This is a genomic window from Streptomyces ruber (assembly GCF_014648075.1).
GTDB lineage: Bacteria > Actinomycetota > Actinomycetes > Streptomycetales > Streptomycetaceae > Streptomyces > Streptomyces ruber.
Genome location: NZ_BMQK01000004.1, coordinates 121836 through 127950, shown reverse-complemented (window position 1 = coordinate 127950; position 6115 = coordinate 121836). Strand labels below are relative to the sequence as shown.

At 72.7% G+C, this 6115-nt stretch carries 5 protein-coding genes; 1 reads left to right on the top strand and 4 read right to left on the bottom strand.

Annotated features, from left to right (window positions below):
* Positions 1 to 349 precede the first annotated feature (349 nt).
* Together IEZ04_RS11910 and IEZ04_RS11905 are read right to left on the bottom strand one after the other, a co-directional pair.
* Complete coding sequence (locus IEZ04_RS11910) at positions 350 to 691, bottom strand: hypothetical protein (protein WP_189216763.1); 342 nt, start codon at positions 689 to 691, stop codon at positions 350 to 352.
* A gap of 121 nt (positions 692 to 812) precedes the next feature.
* Complete coding sequence (locus IEZ04_RS11905) at positions 813 to 3182, bottom strand: immune inhibitor A domain-containing protein (protein ID WP_189216762.1); 2370 nt, start codon at positions 3180 to 3182, stop codon at positions 813 to 815.
* A gap of 463 nt (positions 3183 to 3645) precedes the next feature.
* On the opposite strand from IEZ04_RS11905, the gene IEZ04_RS11900 reads away from it, so the two are divergent.
* On the top strand, positions 3646 to 3927 hold the full coding sequence (locus IEZ04_RS11900) for a hypothetical protein (RefSeq protein WP_189216761.1): 282 nt from the start codon (positions 3646 to 3648) through the stop codon (positions 3925 to 3927).
* Here IEZ04_RS11900 and IEZ04_RS11895 read toward each other — a convergent pair.
* Together IEZ04_RS11895 and IEZ04_RS11890 are read right to left on the bottom strand one after the other, a co-directional pair.
* Entirely contained in the window at positions 3914 to 4579 is a 666-nt protein-coding gene (locus IEZ04_RS11895) for an RDD family protein (RefSeq protein ID WP_189216760.1), read from the bottom strand. The genes IEZ04_RS11900 and IEZ04_RS11895 overlap by 14 nt on opposite strands.
* Positions 4580 to 4670: 91 nt before the next feature.
* Positions 4671 to 6002: an RDD family protein gene (locus IEZ04_RS11890; RefSeq protein ID WP_229821026.1), complete on the bottom strand. Its 1332-nt coding sequence runs from the start codon at positions 6000 to 6002 to the stop codon at positions 4671 to 4673.
* Between the last annotated feature and the right edge of the window lie 113 nt (positions 6003 to 6115).

The window sequence follows — 6115 nt, the reverse complement described above, 5'->3', positions numbered from 1 at the left end:
CGGGTGCCGGGGGCCGTTACGCCGGTGCCGGAAGGCCGCCCCGCGGGTGCCGGGGGCCGTTACGCCGGTGCCGGAAGGCCGCCCCGCGGGTGCCGGGGGGGCAGCCCCGCGGGTGCCGGGGGGGCAGCCCCGCGGGTGCCGGGGGGGGGCAGCCCCGCGGGTGCCGGGGGGGGGCAGCCCCGCGGGTGCCGGGGGGCCGCCCCGCAGGTGCTGGAAGGCCGCCCCGCCGGTGCCGGGAGGCCGCCCCGCCGGTGCCGGGAGCCGTTACGCCGGTGCCGGGAGGCCGCCCCGCCGGTGCCGGGAGCCGTTACGCAGGTGCCGGGAGCCGTTACGCCGGTGCCGGGAGCCGTTACGCAGGTGCCGGGGGCGCCGCGGGCCGGCCCAGCAGTGCCCTGATCGGGTGCCAGAGTTCCGTGACGGTCACCGTCTCCGGGGTGGGGGCCGTGCGCCATATGAGGCCGTCGGGATGGTGGAGCACCGCGGTGATCTCGTCGGGGGTGGGCGGGGCCATGTTGCCGCGCAGGTAGACCGGGCGGAGCCCCAGGTTGCGCAGCCGGGTCAGGGCCCTGGAGCGGTTCGCCGCGTGGACGAGCACGCGCACTCCGCCGGAGCCGTCGGCGCCCGGTCTGGGCAGGTTCAGCGCCACCACCACACTGCCGCTGGGCAGCTTGCAGAAACCTCCTGCGGCCATGAAGTCACATCCCTGTGCGTACCGGTGTCAATAAGAGAACCACAGGACGCATCTGAACACGATCGGCCGCGACCCGCCAAGGGGCCGCGGCCGATACGCGTCTGACCTGCGAGAACGCTAACTACTTCCGCGCGGGTCCGACCTGGAGCGAGATCGTGGAGCCGTCCTTGGCCTCCTTGACGATCTTGATCTTGGTGTTGGTGTCAGTGATCCTGACGCCACCGGTCGGGTTCGACTCGTCGTAGTACGTGTTCCGGCTGTCGTCGAACGTCGACACCCCCTTCTTCGAGGGGATCTTCGTCGCGGCGCCCGCCTGGTGCAGCGTGATGCCGTCCGTGCGGTACGTGCTGAACGGCGAGTCGTAGGCCTGCACCCGGTTGCGCATCAGGGTGCCGTCCTTCCAGCGGAGCGCCTCCGGGTGGGCGTCCACCGGCAGGACCAGGCCGGTGCCCGGGTGCACGCTGGTGTTGTTGTCCGCCTGGGAGGTGTCCCACTTCCAGATCAGCAGGCCGTTCTGGTACGGGTAGTGCTCCACCCAGTCCGGACGCGTCGTGGACCAGCCGAAGTTGTACGGGCCGGTCTTCAGGACCTTGTCGTACGACACGTACTGGCGGTTCTCGGCGATGTAGTACTGGGCGTAGTCGTCCGTGATGGACGCGCCGACCCGGGAGAAGCCGTCCGCCGTCCAGGCCGCGTCCGCGCTCTCCGCGTCGTCCGTGAAGAGGGCGGAGCCGTCCGCGGTGACGGTGATCGAGTCGGCCGCGAAGCCCTTCTGGGCCACCCCGCCGTCCGTCTGGTAGCGGAAGCGCAGGCCGATCTCCTGGCCCGCGTACGCGTCGAGCGGGTACTCCAGCTTCTTGTACGTCCCCGACGAGCCGTCCAGCGCCGGCTTGCCGCTGCCGTCCCGGCTGATGGGCTCGCCGTCCGCGGTGCCGTCCACGGCCGTCCAGTTGGCGCCGCCGTCGGTGGAGACCTCGGTGTAGAGGTAGTCGTAGCCCGCCTCGATGTCCCACCAGCCGTCGAGGGTGAGGGCGGCGGAGGACTTGCCCGTGAGGTCCACGGTCCGGGTCAGCGTGTTGGACAGGTCGTCGCCGCTGCCGCTCCACCACTGGGACTCGCCCTGCGCGGGCTCGACGATCTCGTTGGTGACCGTCTTCTCCGGCAGCTCGACCACCAGGGCCTGCGGGTTCTTGGTGTTGTACTCGGCTACGCCCAGCTTGTGGTCCGACTTCTTGCCGGCCTTGGCCGTCTCGTAGTCGAGCCAGCCGAGCTGGAGCTTGTCCCAGGCGGTCATGTCGCCCGGCAGGTCGCCGATCTCGCCCTTGCCCGTGCCGAGCCAGGAGCCCGAGGACATCAGGGTCCAGAAACCGGTGGAGTTCTCGCCGCCCGCGGTGTCGTAGTGGTCCGGCAGACCGAGGTCGTGGCCGTACTCGTGGGCGAAGACGCCGAGTCCGCCGTTCTCCGGCTGGATGGTGTAGTCGCCGACCCAGATGCCGGTGTCGCCGACCTGGGTGCCGCCCAGCTTGTTGCCCTCGGGGCCCGTGGCGCCCGCGTCGGTGCCGAACGCGTACCAGCGGTGGGCCCAGATCGCGTCCTCGCCCTGCGCGCCGCCGCCCGCGGACTCGTCCTCGCCGGCGTGCACGATCTGGAAGTGGTCGACGTAGCCGTCGGGCTCGTTGAAGTCGCCGTCGCCGTCGAAGTCGTAGCGGTCCCACTGGTCGTACTGGGCCAGGTCCGCCTTGATGTCGGCGTCGGTCTTGCCGGCCGCCTTCTGGTCGGCCACGTACGCGGTGAGGCCGTCGCTGACCACGTTCCACACGCTGTTGCAGGTGGACTGGCCGCAGGCGTTGTTGCCGTAACGGGCCTCGTTGAAGGGGACCTTGACCCAGTCGCTGACCTCGCCGTCGATCGAGTAGCGGCCCGAGGACTGCTTCTCGTAGTACTTCTTCATCGACTCGGTGTTCTTGCCGGTGCCGAAGTACAGGTTCTCGTAGTGCTCGCGGTCGTAGTCCGCCTGCCAGGCCGTGGAGTTGTCCTGGGCCGGGTCCGGCTGGGCTATCTGGTTGTGCAGCGGGCCGGGCGTGCCGCCGTAGCGGCTGTCGATCTGGTCACCGAACTCGACGAGGATCGTGAAGATCTTGTCGGTCTTCTCGCGGCCGAGCTCGACGTACTTGCTCTTGTCCTTCTTGCCCTTGCCCTTGTCCTTGCCCTTCAGCTCCACGACCTGCGAGCCGTCGCGCCTCTGCACGTCGGCCTCGCCGGATATGACCTGCCGCAGAGCCTCCTCGCGCTGGGCCTCCTGAGTCTTGCTCAGCGGCCCTTCGAGGTCGTGCTCGACGTGCTGGTGCTCCGCCGGGTCCTGCCGCTCCACGGCGGCCGGGGCCGCACCCTCGGCGGCCTGCGCCACCGTGAAGGTGGAGAACGTCGCGGCGGTCGCCGCGAACGCGACGCCGACGGCGGCCGCCCTGAACGTCCAGGGTCTACTCGTCACTTGAGGTCCTCCCCCGCGTCCGGTCGCGCGGAAGGGGGGTCCGGTCCTGATGACGGGGGATCCGCGCGCGGTATACGCGTGTAGCCAAGTGACGTCATTCGATCTGACTTTCGAGCGAAAAAACAGACCTTGACTTGAACAAGACAAGTGCGTTATGCGAGACACCCGTCCGTTATCCGGACGTTTCCGCCGTGTTTCGAACCGGCGCGCGATTCCGTCCGGTTGCTGGACAGGATGACTCCGTGCGCCCCCCATGCACCGCGGCCGGGGCCGGGCTCGTGCTTACCTCCGGTTCCCCTCGGGCACCCTGGCGAATAGAGTCGATTGGCGGAACTGCCTGTTGTCGGCGGATTGCCAAGCCGACACCGTTGCCACACCTTTGATTCGTATATCCGCTTCGCCATATCCGCCCCCTCCCCCTTGAGAGAGGCACGGGGAGACCCCACCCGAGGACACGATTGCCATGCCTCGTCCGACGACCGCACAGCTCGCCTACGGTTCCTGCACCGTGATCCTGTCCACGCTAGCCATGCTGCTGTTGTCCCAGACGAGTTCGGGCGCCGCGATCGTCCTGATAGCGGTCGCCGCGCTCGCTCTCGGGCTGCTCGTCGCGATGACCGTCCCGCAGCCGCGGACGGCCGGGCGGGGGCGCCCGGTCCCGGCGGCGTCCTCCGCGGAGCAGGACGCGCCGGCCCGGCGCGAGGAGGCTTCGCTGTCCGCGTCGCGGGCGGTCAACCGGTACTGACGACCACCGTCCGGGCCGCCTTGTCGTGGAGGCCCTGCCGGTACGGCCGGTCGAAGAAGCTCCAGCCGCCCGTGATCGCGATCCAGAAGCAGGCGCAGCAGAACGCGAACGGGATCCACAGCACGGCCGCGCGGACCAGCGCGACCCGCACGGAGGGCGTGGAGCCGTCACCGAGCTCCGCCGTGCGCAGCCGCATCAGCCGCTTCCCGGGGGTCTGCCCGTTGCGGGCGGTGAAGAAGGTGTCGTACGCGATGTAGAGCACGGCGGCGAGCACTTCGTGGCCGAGGTTGCGGCCGTGGTCCAGGTCGTCCGCGTCGATGGAGTAGATCGTGCTGCGGAAGAGGGCCCAGCCCAGCAGCACGAGCACCACGCCGACGAGGATCATGTCGATGACGCGGGCGAGCACCCGTTTGCCGCCGTCGGCGAGCGGCGGCATCCCGGCGAGGGGGTCGTCGCCGTGGGGGCCGCCGCCGTACGGTCCGCTGCCGTAGGGGTCACCACCGTACGGGCCGCCGCCGTACGGGCCGCCGCCGTACGGGCCGCCGGGGCCGCCCGCCCCGTACGGGTTGCCCCCGGCGGGAGGGGGCTGCTTCCGGAACGGGTCGTCGTCCGGGGGCTGACCGGAGCCGGGGGGCGGCGGTTCGGTGCTCATGGCCCGAGTCGACCGCGAACCCTCCGGCTCCGCATCCGGCGGGAGGCCGTCCGGAGTACGGGATCAGGTACGGGACCGGCGCCGGCGCGGCCTACGACCGCCCGGCCACGAACGTGTGGGCCGCCTTGTCGTGCCAGCACTGGTGCCAGGGCCGGTCGAACAGACACCACAGGACGCCGACGATCCCGATGCCGAGCACGCCCGGCACGCTGTAGACCAGCCAGCGGCGCAGGGCGAGGGCGAAGGACGGCGGCTCGTGACCCTCTATGTCCCGGACCTCCAGGCCGAGCAGCTTCTTGCCGAGCGTGTGGCCCCACTTGGCGGTGGGCAGCGCCTCGTAGAGGGCGCCGAAGACGAGCAGCACGGCGAGCACGATGCCGAGGTAGACCGAGGTCGTGCCGTCGAGCAGCCAGACGGTGACCTGCTCGCCGGAGAGCTTGGCCGCGTCGATCTTGCCGTTGACGTGGTCGAGGGCCTTGCCGCCGAGCGGCACCGCGGCCACGGCGGTGACGGCGCCGACGACGAGGGTGTCCAGCAGCCGGGCGGCCAGCCGCTTGCCGAGACCCGCCGGCCGGGCGGCGGCCTGGTTCAGGACCGCGGCCGCGAACGGGTCCTGGACCACCGGCTTCCAGGGCGCGACGGGCTGGTCGCCGCTGCCGGCCGGGGTGCCCGCGGCCGCGGGACCGCCGGCGGCGAGGTGGTGCACCTGCTGGGCCCAGGAGTGCTGGCCGCCGCCGGGGCCGGGTGTCATGGGCGTGGGGACGGGGCCGCCGCCGGGCTGCTGGTGACCGGGGGTGGGCGGAGGAGTCTGGGCGGGTGCCTGCGGGGCCGCCTGCTGGGAGGCCTGTTGCGGGACCTGCTGGGAGGCCTGTTGCGGGACCTGCTGGGGGACCGGCTGGGGAGCCTGCTGCGGGCCGGCCGGGGTCGTCGGCCGGGCGGGCGACGGTGCCGCGGGCGGTGTCCGGTCCCCGGCCCGGGCTGGGGCGCCCGTGTTCCCGCCCTGCCGCCGGGCGCGCGGAACGGCCCGGAACGTGAGGGTGCCCTCCTGCTGCGCGGCCTCGGGGGCCTGCGGCTGTGCGCCGGCCGCCGGGCGGCGGAACACGAAGGTGCCCGGCTGGGCGTCCTGGTCCTGCGCCTGCGCGGGAGGAGCGGCCGCCGGGCCGTCGTCGCCCGCCGTACGCGCGGCCTCGCCGGCGCCCTCCTGCTGCGCGGCCGGCTTGCGCGGGTCGGCGCCCCGGGGCGCGCCCCAGGAGACCCTGCGGTCCTGGTCACCGCCGAAGCCGGACTGCCGGGCACGGTCGGCACCCCACGCGGACGCGGGCTCGGGCCTGCCACCGTGCGGGCCCCCGGCCGGGGGCGCCTGCTCCGGCTCACCGGTGGAGGTGGCCGGCGCGGCGGGGGCGGTGGGGGCGGTGGGCCCCACGGGTGCGGCGGACCCGGCGGGCCCGGCCGCCCCGGCGGACGAGGCCGCGCCCGGCGCCCCACCGGACGCGGGGTGACCGGCAGATGCGGCATGCCCGGCCGTTCCGCCGGATG

Bases quoted from the DNA above. Each gene is read 5' to 3' on its own strand.
- IEZ04_RS11910 (WP_189216763.1), bottom strand. From the start codon at position 691: ATGGCCGCAGGAGGTTTCTGCAAGCTGCCCAGCGGCAGTGTGGTGGTG.
- IEZ04_RS11900 (WP_189216761.1), top strand. From the start codon at position 3,646: ATGCCTCGTCCGACGACCGCACAGCTCGCCTACGGTTCCTGCACCGTG.
- IEZ04_RS11895 (WP_189216760.1), bottom strand. From the start codon at position 4,579: ATGAGCACCGAACCGCCGCCCCCCGGCTCCGGTCAGCCCCCGGACGAC.